Below are 16,886 nucleotides of genomic sequence, written 5' to 3'. Positions count from 1 at the left end.
GTATAAAAGCTTTGATTCCACGTATGAAATAAAAACACAATGCGCACGAATGCAAGTGGAAAATCACCTATCGCCAGATTGGTGACATGTGCAACCCTTCTCTTATCCACATAGGACAATCTGAAAGAAGCATATAAATAATCATGCCTATATAAAGGGGGAACCATGATTATGATTACAATAGAGCAATTAGACGCTATGAAAAGCGTTGACCTTCGTACCATAAATAAAGATGTACTTGTAAATGTACAGGACTTTCAATTTGACAACAGTCTTTCTAAGCAAGAGCGCGTGAAACGGGTCATCGAAAGAACGAAAAATCCTTATTGTTTCCGATATGGTCAATTGGGTGTTAAAATAGAGTTTACCGATGGAGGACCGGCTCTTGGTGATCTGCTGACGGACTTTTTCCTCCGCAAAAAAAGTGGTCTGTAACCTATTCCCTTAAGGATCGACAAAATTGTCTGCCTTACGTCAAATAGGTGTTAAGCAACAGGAATGGAGGATATATGGCAAGGCCAAAAGCCCGGCAGAAGCTACTGCCGAAAACAAGCAAAAACAGAGTTTGGAACGTAGCCTTTTATATTCGTCTCTCCCGTGAGGATTCAAGGGGATTTGACGAGTCGGAAAGCGTCCACAACCAGCGTCTTATTTTAAAGGATTGGTTAAGTAATCAATACGACGATGATAAATACCTATTTGCGGATGAATTTGTTGATGATGGAGTGAGTGGTACAACGGATGATGAACGTCCTGCGTTTCAACGGATGCTCCGGGCGATTGAAGCTGGCAAAGTAAATTGTGTCGTAGTCAAGAACTTGGCCCGTAGTTTTAGAAATCACGCCGACCAAGGCTATTATTTGGAGGATTGGTTCGTCATTCATCAGGTGCGGTTCGTATCTCTCTACCAACAGCCCATAGATACCTATAAAGACCCTCACGGCGCAATGAACATCGGTATTCCTGTGCAGGGCGTTTTGAACGAGAGCCATGCAAAGGACACATCGGAGAATGTGCGCAAGGTCTTTGATAAAAAACGTGAAAAGGGCTTGCATATCGGTTCTTTCGCCGCTTATGGGTATAAGAAAGATCCGGAGGACAAAAACGCTCTTGTGATTGACGAGGAAGCAGCCGAGGTGGTAAGGGATATTTTTACATGGTTTCTGGATGGAATGAGTAAAAATGCCATTGTACGAACATTGAATGAACGCGGCGTGTTATGCCCTTCCATGTATAAGCAAAGCAAGGGTATGAAGTATAAAAATCCCAACGCCACAAACAAGCCGTTATGGAACGCAAAGACAATTAGCGAAATTTTGAAAAACCGTCTTTATGTTGGTGATATGGTTCAAGGACGCTACCGTGTACGAAGCTATAAAATCCATATTCAGGACACCGTTCCTGAAGAAGAATGGTTTATTGTGGAAAACACCCATGAGCCTATTGTAGACCGTGAACGGTTTGCCAAGGTACAGGAGCTTTTGAAACGCGATACGCGCATGGCTCCCGGAGAAAAAAAGCTTTATCTTTTCAGCGGTTTTCTGCGCTGTGCCGATTGTGGCAAGTCCATGTGCCGGAGTGAAGTAAAAGGAACGGTATACTATTTCTGCCGTACCTATAAGGAGCAATCCAAAGCGGCCTGCACGAAGCACTCCATCAAACACAATATTTTAGAAGAGGCGGTTTTGTATGTTCTAAGGCAACAGGTTCATGTAGCTAATGCCTACACCGATGTTATTTCACGTATTAATAAAGCTCCGCTAAGAAAAAGCCAATCAACAAGGTTGGATGGCTTAATAACTGCAAAGGAAAAGGAGCTTGCCAAGGTTGCACACTACAAGCAGTCACTCTATCAGGACTGGAAAGACGGAAATCTTACTCAAAAGGATTACCGCCAGATGTACGATGGTTATGAACAGCAGATTGTGGATATAAATTCTGCTATTCAAGCCCTTAAGGCAGAACGGTCAGAGCTTGAAAAGGGTGGTGACATGGAAAACCCATTTTTATCAGCTTACAGGAAATACGAAAATATCGACAGACTGACGAGAGACATTTTAATAGAACTGGTTGACCATATCAAGGTATTTGAAAACGGCAGTATCAGCGTTAAGCTAAAGCACAGTGACGATATACGCCGGATTCAGGAATACATACAGGTCAACAGGCATTCAGAGGCGGGATAAACCCCGCCAATTAAAAGGCAGTTTGTTTTCTTAATACGAACGGCGCGACAGGAGCAACCGGTCCAACCGGAGCCACTGGTTCAACTGAACCAGTTCATCAAGGAAAACTGCAAAAAGCCTTATTCTATGCGAGATATGGGAATAGCAAAGTAAAATATTTTTCTGTCGTGTATCGTTTACAATGAAAAATTAATCTTGACAAACGACCGCTGGTCGCTATATAATAAAAATACAAGAAACGACCATTGGTCGCTACAAGGAGGTATCGTCACATGCCAAAAGGAATTATGCTTACACCCGAACAACAAGCAGCGCGCCGGGAAGAAATAGTCGGTGTTGCTTTGCGCCTCATAGCTGAAAATGGATTCCAAAAAACATCAATGCGGGAAATTGCAGTTTTAGCAAACATGGGAAAGTCCAGTCTGTATGATTTTTTCAAAACGAAAGACGAGATTGTTGTATACGCAGTTGAGAAAGAAATAGAAGAAACCATTCAAAAGGTTCATAGGATTATTGCTGATGAATTCTCGCCAGAACAGTGCCTTAGAAAAATCATGCTGAATCATCTTGGAGTACCAAAGCAGTATAGAACTGTGCTGATGTGGTTAAATACAGAATCTGACTACTTAGAAGAAGAATACCGAAAGCGGCTGAAAGCAGCGCGTTACGCATACCAAGATATTATAAAATCCGTGATTGAAAATGGAGTGAAAGCAGGCATCTTTCGCAAAACGGATGCTGATCTTATGGCACGTTTGTTAATTAATTCCGTTATAGCAATCGTCTACACGTCCAGACCTTCAGCTAGTCCGGAAGAAATGTTAGAAGAAACGTTGAATATATTTCTACACGGAATTATGAATGATGGAGGTGAATGATTATGATTTATTATATCTTACCTTTGGCACATAAACAGGCAACTCTTGAAATAGTTGGCGGAAAAGGTATGTCTTTATCAAAACTCTTGACAGCGGGCATCCCTGTGCCGGATGGCTTTCATGTTACGACTGTTTCATACCAGATTTTTGTTGAGACGAACCATATTCAGCCTCACATTAATAAGCTGTTGGACGGTATTGATTCCAACAATACCAGCCAGCTTGAAGATGTATCTACGCAGATTGGGAAGCTTTTCCATGATGGAGAAATGCCGCAGGAAGTGTCGGCCGCAATCAAAACCGCTTATGCCAGATTAGGAAACATCGCGGTGGCTGTTCGCTCCTCTGCAACCGCCGAAGATTTGCCCGACGCTTCTTTTGCGGGACAGCAGGAAACGTATCTTAACATACAAGGGGAGAATGAAGTTCTTGCCGCCGTAAAGCGGTGCTGGGCATCCCTGTGGACGGCTCGCGCGATTGCTTACCGTGTAAAGAATGATATAAAGCAGGAGCTTGTCGCGCTTGCCGTTGTCGTACAAAAGCTTGCCTTTTCCGATGCTTCCGGCGTTATGTTTACGCTAAACCCTATCAATGGCAGACGTAGCGAAATAATTATTAACGCCGCATGGGGGCTTGGTGAAGCGGTGGTATCTAGCTTAGTCACCCCTGATACAATCGTTGTGGATAAGAATGCCGAACGAATTGTATCGTATGAAGTGGCAAGCAAAGAGATCATGACGGTTCGCACCTTAGATGGAACAAAAGAAATCCCAGTTCTTGAACGGTTGAGAAAAAAACATGCTCTTACCCGCGATCAAATTATGCGCCTGACACAGATAGGAAAGAAAATTGAGAAGTATTATCAAATACCTATGGATATAGAGTGGGCGCTTGAAAAAGATAAACTGTATATTGTTCAGGCTCGTCCCATAACTGTCCTGACGCCGGAATGGGCGTTGCCGGAAAAGGATGTGATATACACAAAGGGCAGTCTGGCAGAACACTTGCCAAATCCTGTTACGCCCTTGTTCGCCACGCTTGGGCTTGAAATCATCAACCGTGCGTCGGCGCTTTTATGGGTAGATATGTTTGATAAATGCGCGAAAAAGCTACTACCGGAAAATGGGGCATACACAATTATTAATGGATATGTCTATCTTTCTGCTAAATCAAAGCCAATTTTGATTGCCGTCAAATCCCTTTCGCCTCGATCTTTGCGCCGGGCGCTCACCAACAGCGTCGCACGCTGGGAGGCGGCGCGAAAAGAATTTGAGGATGTGATAAAACAATGGGAAGAAAAGCCTTTGCATACGCTGAACGCCCATCAAATAATGGAGGGGATTCAGACCGTATTTTATGCCGCGTGTATTTATTTTACAAGAATTCAGCTTACATTACCCGCCGCCTCTATCAGCGAAACATTATTAACAAAATTATTTCAGGGAGCAGCCCACCGAGCCGGTATAAAAGATACTTCTGTTTTCCTGCTTGGGTTTGATACGATTGCTATGCAATCGGAGAAGAACCTGTGGAGCCTCTCAGAATGGGTAAAGCTAAATAACAACCTCACCCTTTATCTGCAAAACAATCAGGCAACAAAGATAGTAAAAGATTTCAAGTCTTCAGTTGTGCCAGATGGAGTTTCGCAGGAAGTATGGATAGAATGGAAAAACCGAATCAATCAGTATTTCAAAGAGTTTGGCCGTACCGCTTATGAATTTGATTTTGCGTATTCCACGCCGCAGGAAACGCTTACACCAACTCTTGAATCCATAAAATCATTCGTAGAAGAAAAAGGGGAAAGTCCTTTTTTACGCCAAGCTACATTTGAAAAGCGAAGAAAAAAGGCAGAAGAAGTGATTTTACAACAGATAGGTGGAACGCGTAAAAAACTGTTTCTGAAGTTACTCCATTGGGCGCAGGAAACAGCCCCCATGCGTGAAAACGCTATTTATATGATGGGAATGGGACATCCGATAATTCGCCGTATGTTTCAGGAAATTTCAAAACGCTTCCAAAGCGGCGGAGCTATTTCACATCTGGATGATATTTACTGGCTCACAGAATCGGAATTGGTAGAACTCATAGCGCAGTTGGACAAAAATATACCTTTATCTGATATGAGAGGAGCAATACCTGCTCGAAAAGTGGAACTAAAAAAATACCAGGGTTATGTTCCGCCCTTCAAGTTGCCAGAGGAAAACAAAAAAACCATATCACACGCAACACAGAAGTCCAAAGATGGAAAAATTGTGTTAACAGGGATTGGAACCAGTATCGGTATTGTGACGGCTTCCGCCTGTGTATTGAACAGCCCGGCAGATTTTGAAAGTTTTCAGCCGGGAAGTGTATTGGTTGCCGTTACCACAACTCCTGCATGGACGCCGTTGTTTGCCTTGGCAAGCGCGATTGTAACGGACATTGGCGGCCCTCTTAGCCATTCAAGCATTGTCGCCCGCGAATATGGCATCCCCGCCGTCATGGCCACACACACCGCCACACGAACTATCAAGAACGGACAAATGATAACGGTGGATGGGTCAGCAGGGACGGTGACGACTTGGTCCAAAGTGTAGAAAAGATTAACAGCCATCACTTTTGCTGATAAAGTGATGGCTGTTTGTGTTTTCTCATAGGACAATCCGAGCACTTCATATACATGGAAAGGAGGGGGCGATTGTGATTGAAGAAACGTATTCCAATATCAGAGTTGGCAAGCGTGGACATAGAATCTGTAAACAAAGCGGATTTAGTTGATGTTAGTAGCTTTACCTTTGATACGACTGTGCCGCAGGAACAACGTGCGGCCAGAGTTATAGAAGCGGTTAAAAATCCCTATTGTTTTCGTGTGGGTGATATGGGTGTAAAACTGGAGTTTTCAGAAAACGCGCCCCCATTACAAGATGTGTTTGCTGACTTCCTCAAACGAAAGAAAAGCGGTCTGTAAAAGCCAGTTTACAGGCCGTGACGACATTGTTTACATTACGCCGAAATTTTATAATATAAGTGTAATGTGATAGGAAGGAGGACACATGGCACGAACAAAAAACAGGGGCTTTGAGGAAAAAATATCCGCATCTCAAAATATCCGCTGGAAACTCGCTCAATATATCCGCTTATCCAAAGAGGACATAAACCGTGGAAAGGACGACAGCAACAGTGTTACCAACCAAAAAGCATTGCTTGATGATTACTACCAACAGCACATAGACGAGTTTGAAAGTACCCAACCGCCTTATGTGGACGACGGGTACACTGGAACAGACACCAACCGGGACAGCTTTCAAAGATTACTTTCCGACATATACGCCAAAAAGGTAAACTGTGTTATCGTTAAAGACCTCTCCCGCCTCTCCCGTAACTACACGGACGCAGGAAGCTTGATTGAAAATCTGTTTGTACAGATGAATGTACGGTTTATCAGCTTGGCAGAGGGTATTGACAGCTACTTGAACCCGGACAGCATTTCCAACCTCATTGTACCGATTACTAATGTTATCAATGACAATTTCTGCTATCAGACTTCAAAGAAGATACGGCAGGTTTTTGATATGAAGCGGCGCAATGGTGAGTTTATCGGCGGGTTTGCCGCTTATGGCTACATGAAAAACCCAAAGGATAAAAATGCCTTAATCGTTGATGAAGAAGCCGCCGAGATTGTAAAAAACATTTATGAGTGGTTTCTGGACGGCATGAGTAAAAATGCCATAGTACACAATCTCAATGACCGTGGCATTTTGTGTCCGTCCGAGTACAAGAAAAGCAAAGGCTTAAACTATCAAAATCCGAGCGGTTCGGAAAGGCCGTTATGGAGTGCAAAGACTGTAAGCGACATTTTGAAAAACCGCCTTTATGTAGGGGACATGGTACAAGGCCGCCAGCGCGTGAAAAGCTATAAGATACATACGCAGGAACAGGTTCCCGAAAATGAATGGTACATTGTGGAGAATACCCATGAGCCAATCATAGAACAGCCTATCTTTGAAAAAGTGCAGGAGTTGCTAAAGCGTGACACCCGCACCGCACCACAGAAAAAGAAACTCTATCTGTTCAGTGGCTTTCTCCGTTGTGCCGATTGCGGTAAGGCTATGAGCCGCAGTCAAGTAAAAGGCATGGTGTATTATTTCTGCCGCACCTACAAAGACCAGTCAAAAACAGCCTGCACCAAACATTCCGTGAAGCATAACCGGCTGGAAGCGGCTGTCCTGTATGCCATTCAGCAACAGGTATATCTTGCGGTACACTATGCAAACACGCTGGAATATATCAGCACGGCTCCGCTTCAAAAAAGCCAGTCCATACGGATTGAAGCATTGATAGACGCAAAAGAAAAGGAACGCTACAAAATCATGCGCTACAAGCAATCCATTTATCAGGATTGGAAAGACGGAGAAATCACCCATAGCGATTACCGCCATATGAGCGAAGATTACGAACGGCAAATAGCCGCTTTAGGCGAAGTTTTGAAAAACCTCAATGCAGAGCGTGAGGAATTACAAAACGGCATTACCGCCGAAAGTCCTTGCTTGGTGGTTTTCAAGAAGTTTGAAAATATCGACAAACTGACAAGAGAGGTTTTAGTTGAGCTTGTAGACCATATCAAGGTACATGAGAACGGCAACATCAGTGTGAAGTTTAAATTCGCTGACGAACTACGCCGGATAATGGAATACATAGAAATCAACACTCAATCCGAAGCGGTTTAACAGACCGCTAATAAAAAGGCATTTTGTTTTCCTAATATAACCGGTTCAACAGGAGCTACCGGTTCAACAGGAGCCACCGGTCCAACAGGAGCCACCGGTCCAACAGGAGCCACAGGTCCAACAGGAGCCACCGGTTCAACAGGAGCCACAGGTCCAACAGGAGCCACAGGAGCAACGGGAGCAACGGGAGCCACCGGTCCAACGGGAGCCACCGGTCCAACAGGAGCCACAGGTCCAACAGGAGCTACCGGTTCAACAGGAGCCACCGGTCCAACAGGAGCGACAGGTCCAACAGGTGCGACAGGAGCCACAGGTCCAACAGGAGCCACAGGTCCAACAGGAGCCACCGGTTCAACAGGAGCCACAGGTCCAACAGGAGCCACCGGTTCGACAGGAGCCACCGGTTCGACAGGAGCCACAGGTCCAACAGGAGCCACAGGTCCAACAGGAGCCACAGGAGCAACGGGAGCCACAGGTTCAACAGGAGCGACAGGTCCAACCGGTCCAACAGGAGCGACAGGAGATACGGGAGCGACAGGAGCCACGGGTCCAACAGGAGCTACCGGTTCAACAGGAGCCACAGGAGATACAGGAGCCACGGGTCCAACAGGAGCTACCGGTTCAACAGGAGCCACAGGAGATACGGGAGCGACAGGAGCCACAGGTCCAACGGGAGCAACGGGAGCGACAGGAGATACGGGAGCGACAGGAGCCACCGGTCCAACTGGTTCAACAGGAGCCACAGGAGATACGGGAGCGACAGGAGCGACAGGTCCAACCGGCCCAACGGGAGCGACAGGAGATACGGGAGCGACAGGAGCCACAGGTCCAACGGGAGCAACGGGAGCGACAGGAGATACAGGAGCGACAGGAGCCACAGGTCCAACCGGCCCAACGGGAGCGACAGGAGATACAGGAGCCACAGGTCCAACTGGTCCAACAGGAGCCACCGGAGGAGTCGTAGCATTTGCTGACTTTTACGCATTGATGCCACCTGATAACCCATCTACAGTTGCAGTAGGTGCAGACGTAAGTTTCCCATCAGATGGTCCAATAGGTGGAACCAATATAACACGTACAAGCGCTAGTTCATTTACTTTAGGAGCAATAGGAACCTACCAGGTATTATTCCAAGTAAGTGTAAGTGAAGCAGGGCAATTAATATTAACTCTTAATGCCTCTGAGTTAGCTTATACAGTAGTTGGAAGAGCAACAGGAACTTCACAGATTATAGGAATGGCACTTGTTACTACAACAACAATCAATTCCGTTTTAACCGTCCGAAATCCTTCTGGAAATTCAACAGCATTAACTATAACGGCTAATGCAGGTGGAACAAGAGCTGTTTCGGCACACTTAGTTATTACGCAAATTGGATAGTAAAATGTAGTTAAAAAGTAACTATTCAGTACCCAGAATATGTGAAGTACTTTTCAGCGCCAATAAGCTTGCTATTTAATTTGATATGTATGGTATAACGGTACTGAATAGTTACGTTAAAATAATTAGATCTATGAGATGAAAATGCTTGTAGGTCTAATCTACATACTTTGAATTGTAGGAAAGCTGCGATGCTTTGTATAATGATAGTAAAGGGGAATAAAAGTGAAAAATCCACTAATTGGAGTGTATGGTATTTATAAAAATGAACAAGGTTTTATGAAACGATTTCTAGAATCTGTTCAAACAGCGGATGAAATCGTTTTATGTGATACAGGAACAACGGATGATACCAATGATATGATACAAAATTTTATAAAAAATAATCCTAATGTCAAAATAAAGATGATTCCAATTTGTATTTCACCGTGGAGATTTGATGATGCAAGAAATGCGGCACTATCTTTGGTAAGCCCTGAAATTGATATCTGTATTTCACTTAATATAGATGAATATTTGATGGAACATTGGAGAGAACATCTCATCAGACAATGGGAAGAAGGTATAACGAGTTATTATCACAAATATAAGACATTTTGGCCAGATGGAAGCATATCAGAGCAATTATACAAAAGAATTCATATAAGAGATGGATATACGTGGAAACTTCCAATACATGAAATGCTTGAATATAAAAGTACCGAAAATACAAAAACTTTGCAAGATTTCTGTATTTATTACACTCCAATAGAAAAAATAGTAAAACCAAGCGACATATCCTTATTGGAGCAGTCGGTAATGGAAAGAAAAGATATATGGATGTCATGGAGCTTTTTAGCTGATGGATATTTAAAAGCAGGCAGATATGAAGCAGCTTCCAAAGCCATTGACACCGCATTAGAAATAAAAAATTGTGATAAAGCTTTTTTATACAAGCAAAAATATAATATTGATAAATTTCAAAACAAAATGGAAACGGCATTGTTTTATCTAAATACAGCAATATTTTATATGCCAAAAAGAAGAGAATTGTATGTGGAAAAGGCAAAGTTTTTAAGTGAGATCGGAAGAAATATGGAGGCATATACTACTATTCTTGAGGCAGCTAACAAAAACGAAAAAATTATAGATTATCATTATAATCCATTTGCATGGGAGGACACTTTTGATAGATTTAAAGAAAATATTTACAGTCTTGCTAAAAAAGAAGGGTTAGAGTTATGAATAAATATAAAGTTGCGGTATATGCCATTTGTAAAAATGAAGCACACTTTGTAGACCGCTGGATGGATTCTATGTGTGAGGCAGACGAGATTTATGTAACAGATACAGGTTCGTCGGATGATACGGTTCAAAAGCTTAGAAACCGGGGGGCAATCGTAAATGAAATAAATTTAAAGCCTTGGCGGTTTGACGTGGCAAGAAATATTTCTCTGAGCTTTGTTTCAAAGGATATAGATATTTGTGTATGCACTGATTTAGATGAGGTATTAGAGCCAGGTTGGAGAATGCTTATTGAAAACGTGTGGACAGCACAGACAACACGTCTTAAATATATGTATACTTGGAGCTTTAATTCAGACAACACGCCAGGAGTTACATTTTGGTATGAAAAAATTCATCAAAGAAAAGACTTTAGATGGATACATCCGGTACATGAGGTTTTACATTATTATGGAACAAAGCCTGATATTTATGCTATAGAAGGAAAAATTCAATTGAATCATTATCCAGATCCAGCAAAATCTAGGGGACAATACCTTGAGCTTTTAGAGATGTCTGTGATAGAAGATCCGGAGGATGACAGAAATGTACATTATCTGGGAAGAGAATATATGTTTTACGAAATGTGGGATAAATGTATTGAAACTTTAAAAAGACATTTACAAATGCCAAAGGCATCCTGGAGAGATGAACGCGCTGCTTCCATGCGATATATTGCAAGGGCATATAAGGCAAAAAATAGTTATAAGGAATCAACTAGCTGGTTATATAGAGCTATAGCAGAAGCCCCATATTTGAGAGAACCCTATGTTGAGATGGCTCAGCTTGCATATATAGAAAGAGATTGGTTGAGAGTATATTATATGGTTGAGGAAACATTAAAAATAAAGGAGAAACCAACGACATATATTAATGAGGCATCCTCTTGGAATGAAACAATATATGACTTGGGTGCGGTAAGTTGTTATGAACTTGGATTATATGAAAAGTCATTGCAGTACGCTGAGATAGCAGCCCAAATGTCACCTCTTAATCAAAGACTAAAGAGAAATTTTGAGTTAATTAGACAAAAGGTGCTAAACGGATAGATACAAAAAATCAAGTTTTACTTTATGATTTAATAGGCTGTTTTCAACAGCCTATTGTTATATGATAGAAAGATTCTAGCAAAGCTTCCTTTTTATAAAAAATTAGGAAGAACACCTTGCAACAAGATTAAGGAATCAGCATTTCATCCAGAATAAGCATATAACGTTCCTGTGTGTAGGAATCTTTTTTCTCAAACTTGTTTTCTTTCATACTCTTTAAGAATGGATATGTTACAGGAAGAAAGCCCTCCAATTGATTTTTATAACGCTCAGAAAAGAAATCTTCACTTTCAGCCACAGATGTTAAAATAAGCTGATAGCAGTTTGCTAATAAAAGCTGTTTAAAAGAATCAGAAGGAGCGTTATATTGATTCATAATGTGATGGATAAAATGAAACATTTTATTGACGATTAATTCCTCCGACTCAACATTCAAATCCTGCGTAAAAATAGTTTGGTTTCCTTTATTACTGTCCTCTTTAATATCCTGCAAATCATCTGCTAGTTGGAGAAAAAAACCAAAACTTAAATAAAAATATAAATCCTCCTCTGCGAGTTCCTTATCAACAAAGAAATAATCAATTAGGACAGATATACCACCTTTATATATAGAAATATCCAGACGTTCACTTTGAGTTAAAGTATTTTCCATACACTGCTGCTGCATACTGTCTTCCTGAGCTTCCAACATCATTAGTAATAAATCATAAATATCCTTATGACTGCTTCTTGGGTACTTGTCTTCAATAGCACGGAGTAAATCACAGGTTTTTTGAGTGTGTATAGACTTTGAACAAATGGTCTTTCCTTGTATTTTATCACGGATTACCCTATTATACTCTGCTTTTTGCTGATTCGTAATGTCTGGGTTGTCAATGTAATTGTCGGTAAAGGGATAGAGCATACTATAACCAAAACACGCTTGATTGAAACCAGCTTTTTGGCAATTCAATTGTTTAAACATGGCATATACGATATAGTTTCTGATAGCCTGACCAATTCCATCGAAATTTAATTCGGGAGCAAAGCTTCTGGTTTGACAAAGAAATTGCATCAGCTCTGACTGCAAAGCATCTAAATCTTGTTTGTCCATATAATTATGAATACCAATAATGGTTTCGTGAGTCAATATATTTTCAAATAGCTTGAACATCTTTTTTTTCCAACGTTTTCGAAGTAAGTATAAACGAGGAAAGCGTTTCAACTGTTTATTAAAAATGAAAGAATTTTCCTGTATATATAACATATTTTCATCCTTTTTTAAGGGACTGATTTCGGCAATAAATTCCGGAAAAGAAGTGCTTGCCGCCAGCCAATCACTTTTGATTACTGTGAGGCAGTATTCCTTTAAAGAGTTAGTTTCCAAATCGATTCTCCTTTTTCTCTCTTGTAGATATTTTATGTATTCATATAAGCTGTTATTTATAATAAATATATATTAACACTAATAGATAAGAAAACCAATTTCTATTTTACATTTGATTCATCTTTTAAAACATAATACGTACGAACCTGGGTAAACTAATTTAAAAATTAAGAAGGTGACAATTATGAAACAAACAAGTATTCCCAACAAATTAATTCATGAAAAATCTCCCTATTTATTACAGCACGCTTATAATCTGGTAAGCTGGTACCCCTGGGGGGAGGAAGCCTTTGAAAAAGCAAGAAGAGAAAATAAGCCTGTTTTTTTAAGCATTGGCTATAGTACCTGTCACTGGTGCCATGTAATGGCACATGAAAGCTTTGAAAATAATGAGGTAGCAGCGATACTAAACAGATATTTTATTTCAATTAAAGTTGACAAAGAAGAACGTCCTGATATAGATAGTGTCTACATGAATATTTGTCAGGCACTTACAGGAGGAGGAGGATGGCCGACTACTATATTTATGACACCTACGCAGCAGCCATTTTTTGCAGGCACATATTTTCCAAAACAATCCCAATATGGAAAAATGGGATTTATTGATCTAATTGATAATATTAGGGAGGAATGGAACAAAAATAAAGATAAGCTGACTCTGGCTGGAAATGAAATTACGCAATTATTGAGTAAAGAAAATTCAAGAAAAACAGATGCGTCTATGGTGTTGATTTATCGTTCAGTTGTATTGTTAAAAAAATCTTTTGATAAATTAAATGGAGGATTTGGCTATGCACCCAAGTTTCCCTCTCCCCATAATTTAATATTTTTAATGTATTATTACGAAAAAACAGGGGATAAAGAGACGATGGAAATAGCAAAGAAAACTCTATTACAAATGTATAGAGGCGGAATTTTTGACCACATTGGCTTTGGTTTTTCACGATATTCGACGGATGCTTATTTTTTGATTCCTCATTTTGAGAAAATGCTCTATGATAATGCACTTTTGATGATAAGTTATATCAGAGCTTTTCAAATTACCAAAAACGAATTGTATAAAAACATAGCAGAGAAAACAGCTGAGTATGTACTGCGCGAACTGACACATCCTTTAGGAGGATTTTACTGCGCGCAAGATGCAGACAGTGATGGGGTAGAAGGAAAGTACTATGCTCTTTCTTATGATGAAATACTTGATTTGTTAGGCGGAGAAAGGGGAAGAGAATTTAATGATTACTATTCGATTACAAGAGAGGGCAATTTTGAAGGAAAGAATATACCGAATTTATTAGAGCAAACACAATTGCATAGTGAGTTTGAAATGTATTTGCCTCAAATTTATGAATATAGAAAATCCAGAACAAAGCTCCATCTGGATGACAAAATCTTAACTTCTTGGAATGCTTTGATGATTAGTGCCTTTGCAACCATGTATCGTGTACTGGGAGAAAAAGAATATTTAGAAGCAGCCAAAAAAGCTTGTGAATTTATAGATACGAATTTATCAGAAAAAGATACCTTATTTGTAAGCTATCGAGAAGGGAAAGTTTCAGGCAAAGGTTTTTTGGATGATTATGCATTTTATATATTTGCATTAACAAATATGTATGAGGTAACCTTTGATCCCGGTTATTTAGAGCGTGCTATTCAATTGACTCATGTAGTAAATGAAAATTTCTTTGATAAAGAAAATGGAGGATTTTATCTTTATGGCAAACATAATGAAAAATTAATTCTAAAGCCAAAAGAAACCTATGATGGTGCAATCCCAAGTGGAAATTCGGTCATGACCTATAATCTGGTAAAGCTCTCTTTGGTTACGAAGGATGAAAAGCTTGAAAAAATGGCGCAGGAACAGATTGTGTTTATGGCAGGGTATGCAGAACAGAATCCGGCAGGCTATTGTTTTTATCTGATGTCATTGTTAATGAGCTTACAGCCAGCTAAGGATGTGATATGTGTATTAAAAGATTATGATAAGAAGAAAATGATTAACGTGTTTGGACTTGATACGAATATAACCATTCTTGAGGAAGAGACAAAGGAGTATAAGAGAATTCAGGGTAAAGATACATTTTATATATGTAAAAACAAGAGCTGTCTACCGCCGACGAACGATTTAGAAGAAGCGTCGGGTTATACAAGAGATTGATTCTAAAAAAAATATAAATTTTATGAGAAAAACAAACAACTTCTAGATAAAAAAAATTTTTAATGTTAAAATTAACAGAACAAAGAATAATAACGGGAGGGTAATTGATATGGAGAAAGAGATGCAAAGACCAAAAAGAATAAACGCCTTAAGCTCTATTAAATCTAAGATTATTGCAACAATTATCGGTGCAGTATTAATTACTATTTTGATTTGTATGTATACAGTTGTACCAATCAGCAAGAATTCACTGTCCGATTCCACCAAATCATATATGCTTAGTATGGCATCCTCTGAGAGCACCATTATTGATTATGTCATAGGGGATACAGAGGGAACCGCACAGCAATATGCAGACATTTTATCAGATGTAAAAGTGGACAATGTTGACAGCTCCTATGCGTATTTAGTTAATGCAGACGGAATTATGATGTATCATAAAACCTCTGATAAGATAGGATCTGTTGTAGAAAATGAAGTAGTAAAGGAGCTTGTTACACAACTTCAAGCAGGAAATACACCTGCAGACAACGTAATAAGCTATGTATACAATGGGGTCATGAAATATGCAAGCTATGCGGTTACTAAAAATAATAATATTTTGGTGATAACGGCAGACGAAGAAGAAGTTATGAAGCCAATTAACAATGTTGTTAAGACTGCTATATTAATTTCGATTGCAGTAGTTATATTACTTGCTATGTTTGGTTTCATGGTAGGCACAGTTATTGTTAGACCAATTGAAAGAATAACAGATATTATTGGTGATACAGCCGAATTTAATTTTAAACATAATCCATACAGTGACAGTATTTGTAAACGTAAGGATGAAACGGGTGAAATGGCCAGGGCAGTTCGAAGTATGCGGGAAAGTCTAAGAGATATGGTTCAAGGAATTGAAAATGCCAAAGGCAGTATTGCTTCTAGTGTATCCAAGCTTCAACTTGTGATTCAGGTAGTGAATCAAATGTCCTCTGACAATTCGGCTACTACCCAGGAGCTGGCAGCAGGAATGCAGGAAACATCGGCTACTACGGAAACAATTTTTTCTAATATTGGTGATATTAACAAGGGAGCGACCAGTATTAAGCAATTGTCGGTTGATGGTGCAAGGCAGTCTATGGAAGTTATGAAACGAGCGAATTCACTTAAGAATACTACATTAGTGGCTGCGACAAGAACAAAAGAAATTTACAATTCTGTAAAGGCTAAGTCAGATCAGGCAATAGTGGATGCCAAGGCGGTAGAGAAGATTAATGTATTAACGGAAGCAATAATGTCGATTTCCTCTCAAACCGGGCTTTTGGCACTCAATGCAAGCATAGAAGCTGCAAGAGCCGGTGAGGCAGGAAAAGGCTTTGCAGTTGTTGCATCGGAAATAGGAAAATTGGCTGACCAGACCTCGAAAGAGGTGACTAATATTAATCAAGTAGTGGACGAAGTGAATCAGGCAGTGCAAAATATGTCAGACTGTTTGGAGGAAACATCAGGATTTCTTGGCAGTACAGTACTTGATGATTATCAGGAGTTTACTAAGGTAGGAGAACAATATAATGAGGATGCCAATGTATTTAAGACAAGTATGAATGACGTTCAGAGTGCAATTGAGGTTTTAAACGATTCCTTATCATCTATAGCTGAGGCACTCTCAGGAATCAATGAGACAATTGGCGAATCTACGGTAGGAATAACGGACATTGCACAAAAAACGGCTGAAATGGTAGAAAAAGCAAGTGAAACGGATGAGCTTGCAACAGAAAGCTTTTTGCGTATAACAGAATTAGAAAAAATTGTAAATCAGTTTAAACTATCCTAATCATACCCGGTTTGTTATGAAAGAAATAGGATATCAATACATATTATAATTAAATTGCAATATAATAAACGAAAAGAGTATTTGCTT

The 16,886-nt window shown here is 40.2% G+C and carries 13 protein-coding genes; 11 read left to right on the top strand and 2 right to left on the bottom strand.

Annotated features, from left to right (window positions below; genetic code table 11):
- The first annotated feature begins 171 nt into the window (after window positions 1-171).
- The 6 genes from C8E03_RS12075 to C8E03_RS12050 all read left to right on the top strand — a co-directional run bounded on the left by C8E03_RS12075 (window position 172) and on the right by C8E03_RS12050 (window position 7,770).
- Window positions 172-435 carry a DUF6870 family protein gene (locus C8E03_RS12075; RefSeq protein WP_242993506.1) on the top strand — a complete coding sequence of 88 codons (264 nt, stop codon included), beginning with the start codon at window positions 172-174 and terminating at the stop codon, window positions 433-435.
- A 74-nt stretch (window positions 436-509) separates the two neighbouring features.
- On the top strand, window positions 510-2,186 hold the full coding sequence (locus tag C8E03_RS12070; RefSeq protein WP_110291153.1) for a recombinase family protein: 1,677 nt from the start codon (window positions 510-512) through the stop codon (window positions 2,184-2,186).
- Between the two features lie 272 nt (window positions 2,187-2,458).
- Window positions 2,459-3,064, top strand: a complete 606-nt coding sequence (locus tag C8E03_RS12065; protein ID WP_110291152.1) for a TetR/AcrR family transcriptional regulator — start codon at window positions 2,459-2,461, stop codon at window positions 3,062-3,064.
- 2 nt (window positions 3,065-3,066) lie between these two features.
- A complete protein-coding gene (locus tag C8E03_RS12060) occupies window positions 3,067-5,640 on the top strand; it encodes a PEP/pyruvate-binding domain-containing protein (RefSeq protein WP_094375871.1) in 2,574 nt (857 codons plus the stop codon).
- Window positions 5,641-5,747: 107 nt separating this feature from the next.
- Window positions 5,748-6,011 carry a DUF6870 family protein gene (locus C8E03_RS12055; RefSeq protein WP_094375872.1) on the top strand — a complete coding sequence of 88 codons (264 nt, stop codon included), beginning with the start codon at window positions 5,748-5,750 and terminating at the stop codon, window positions 6,009-6,011.
- 85 nt (window positions 6,012-6,096) lie between these two features.
- Window positions 6,097-7,770: a recombinase family protein gene (locus tag C8E03_RS12050; protein WP_110291151.1), complete on the top strand. Its 1,674-nt coding sequence runs from the start codon at window positions 6,097-6,099 to the stop codon at window positions 7,768-7,770.
- Here the strand turns inward: C8E03_RS12050 and C8E03_RS22480 are convergent.
- On the bottom strand, window positions 7,767-8,720 hold the full coding sequence (locus C8E03_RS22480; RefSeq protein WP_242993505.1) for a hypothetical protein: 954 nt from the start codon (window positions 8,718-8,720) through the stop codon (window positions 7,767-7,769). The genes C8E03_RS12050 and C8E03_RS22480 overlap by 4 nt on opposite strands.
- 37 nt (window positions 8,721-8,757) lie before the next feature.
- Here C8E03_RS22480 and C8E03_RS22475 point away from each other — a divergent pair, with 37 nt between their 5' ends.
- The 3 genes from C8E03_RS22475 to C8E03_RS12035 all read left to right on the top strand — a co-directional run bounded on the left by C8E03_RS22475 (window position 8,758) and on the right by C8E03_RS12035 (window position 11,462).
- Entirely contained in the window at window positions 8,758-9,150 is a 393-nt protein-coding gene (locus C8E03_RS22475) for a hypothetical protein (RefSeq protein ID WP_242993504.1), read from the top strand.
- 225 nt (window positions 9,151-9,375) lie between these two features.
- Complete coding sequence (locus C8E03_RS12040) at window positions 9,376-10,374, top strand: glycosyltransferase (protein WP_094377846.1); 999 nt, start codon at window positions 9,376-9,378, stop codon at window positions 10,372-10,374.
- Window positions 10,371-11,462, top strand: a complete 1,092-nt coding sequence (locus C8E03_RS12035; protein ID WP_094377845.1) for a tetratricopeptide repeat-containing glycosyltransferase — start codon at window positions 10,371-10,373, stop codon at window positions 11,460-11,462. Before C8E03_RS12040 ends, C8E03_RS12035 begins: the two co-directional genes overlap by 4 nt.
- A 127-nt stretch (window positions 11,463-11,589) precedes the next feature.
- Here the strand turns inward: C8E03_RS12035 and C8E03_RS12030 are convergent, their stop codons facing one another.
- Window positions 11,590-12,828 carry a hypothetical protein gene (locus tag C8E03_RS12030; RefSeq protein WP_094377844.1) on the bottom strand — a complete coding sequence of 413 codons (1,239 nt, stop codon included), beginning with the start codon at window positions 12,826-12,828 and terminating at the stop codon, window positions 11,590-11,592.
- A gap of 184 nt (window positions 12,829-13,012) precedes the next feature.
- Here C8E03_RS12030 and C8E03_RS12025 point away from each other — a divergent pair, with 184 nt between their 5' ends.
- Together C8E03_RS12025 and C8E03_RS21975 are read left to right on the top strand one after the other, a co-directional pair.
- Window positions 13,013-14,983 (top strand): thioredoxin domain-containing protein, encoded by a 1,971-nt coding sequence (locus C8E03_RS12025; RefSeq protein ID WP_110291150.1) that lies wholly within the window; start codon window positions 13,013-13,015, stop codon window positions 14,981-14,983.
- A 109-nt stretch (window positions 14,984-15,092) separates the two neighbouring features.
- The gene (locus C8E03_RS21975) at window positions 15,093-16,799 is read left to right on the top strand and encodes a methyl-accepting chemotaxis protein (RefSeq protein ID WP_110291149.1); all 1,707 of its coding nucleotides are present in this window, start codon (window positions 15,093-15,095) and stop codon (window positions 16,797-16,799) included.
- Window positions 16,800-16,886 lie beyond the last annotated feature (87 nt).

It is taken from the genome of Lachnotalea glycerini (genome assembly GCF_003201285.1).
GTDB lineage: Bacteria > Bacillota > Clostridia > Lachnospirales > Lachnospiraceae > Lachnotalea > Lachnotalea glycerini.
Note: the sequence above shows the minus strand (reverse complement) of the source record. Positions and strands in the feature narration are given on the sequence as shown.

What these genes read in the sequence shown, in the direction of transcription:
- C8E03_RS12075 (WP_242993506.1), top strand. Translation starts at nt 172, where the DNA reads ATGATTACAATAGAGCAATTAGACGCTATGAAAAGCGTTGACCTTCGT.
- C8E03_RS12070 (WP_110291153.1), top strand. Translation starts at nt 510, where the DNA reads ATGGCAAGGCCAAAAGCCCGGCAGAAGCTACTGCCGAAAACAAGCAAA.
- C8E03_RS12065 (WP_110291152.1), top strand. Translation starts at nt 2,459, where the DNA reads ATGCCAAAAGGAATTATGCTTACACCCGAACAACAAGCAGCGCGCCGG.
- C8E03_RS12060 (WP_094375871.1), top strand. Translation starts at nt 3,067, where the DNA reads ATGATTTATTATATCTTACCTTTGGCACATAAACAGGCAACTCTTGAA.
- C8E03_RS12050 (WP_110291151.1), top strand. Translation starts at nt 6,097, where the DNA reads ATGGCACGAACAAAAAACAGGGGCTTTGAGGAAAAAATATCCGCATCT.
- C8E03_RS22475 (WP_242993504.1), top strand. Translation starts at nt 8,758, where the DNA reads ATGCCACCTGATAACCCATCTACAGTTGCAGTAGGTGCAGACGTAAGT.
- C8E03_RS12035 (WP_094377845.1), top strand. Translation starts at nt 10,371, where the DNA reads ATGAATAAATATAAAGTTGCGGTATATGCCATTTGTAAAAATGAAGCA.
- C8E03_RS12025 (WP_110291150.1), top strand. Translation starts at nt 13,013, where the DNA reads ATGAAACAAACAAGTATTCCCAACAAATTAATTCATGAAAAATCTCCC.
- C8E03_RS21975 (WP_110291149.1), top strand. Translation starts at nt 15,093, where the DNA reads ATGGAGAAAGAGATGCAAAGACCAAAAAGAATAAACGCCTTAAGCTCT.